The 993-nt window shown below is 59.3% G+C and carries 1 protein-coding gene; it reads right to left on the reverse strand.

The genetic code is table 11. The features are described 5' to 3' along the window. On the reverse strand, window positions 1–993 hold a 993-nt coding region (locus ACRYLT_RS17515), incomplete at both ends, for a Tar ligand binding domain-containing protein (RefSeq protein WP_482665482.1).

The raw sequence follows: 993 nt of genomic DNA on the forward strand, positions 1-993 counted from the left end.
CCCGGGCGAGGCTTCCAAGACCCTCGGCCAGAGTGTCCACCACCATCTTCTGCTCGGCATCGGTGCGAGTCTTCTCGGCGGCCGCTTTCTCCTGTTCGATCGCAGCGTCGCGGAAAACCAGGACGGCCTTGGCCATGGACCCCACCTCGTCGGTGCGATGGACGTATGGCACTTCCATCGAGCGGTCACCACGTGCAAGTCTGTCCATGATCAAGGTCATGGTATTGAGCGGGCGGATGACGCCCGATCGGGTAAGTGCGAACGCGAAAGCCCAGAGGAGGGCGGCAACTGCGGCGAGGATCAATGCGATTGTCTGCGCGGAAGATGCATTGTCGATCGCGGTGCTGGTCGTTTCACCGGCGATGCTGATCTGAATGTCCACGAGGGCTGCCATCGCGGTCGAGACAGGATCAATGAACTGATACAGTTCGCCAACCACAAAACTATCGAGGGCGGCTCTGTCTCTCCGCTGAAGAATGGATTGGAGGCGATCGATGGCAGCGTCTGCGCGGCTCATTTGACCTTCGGCGGCGGTTGCCAGTCGAGCCTCTTCGTCTTCGATCCGGGTTTGCCGGTAGCGGGCCCATCGTTCCCGGATTTCTTCGCGACCGGCTGCAACGGTCCTTGCGGCCTCCTCCAGTGATATATTGCCGTTGCGAGCCTTGTGGGTCGCGTCGACGATATCTACGGCATATTTGTCGGCAATGATCTTGAGGTCACCGAGCGGCTCGACCCGGTCGGAGAGCAAGGTTTGGAAGCTGGCTCGGTTATTCTGTACGGTACTGCTGAAGATCAACACCAAGGCCGCAATGATGGCCGCGAAGAGCCCCAATGAGGTGAATAATTTGGTGCTGATCTTCAGTCGGTCGAACACAGCATTTCTCCTATCGTGGTAGCGAACCGCTGTCCGCGTTTTGCACGGATCCGTTTGGTCAGAAGTCCTTCCAGTCGTCGGCTGGGGCGACGTGGTGGAGGACGCCGTTGCCGTTGGTC

The sequence above is a fragment of the Sphingosinicella sp. SM1-17 genome (assembly GCF_056821765.1).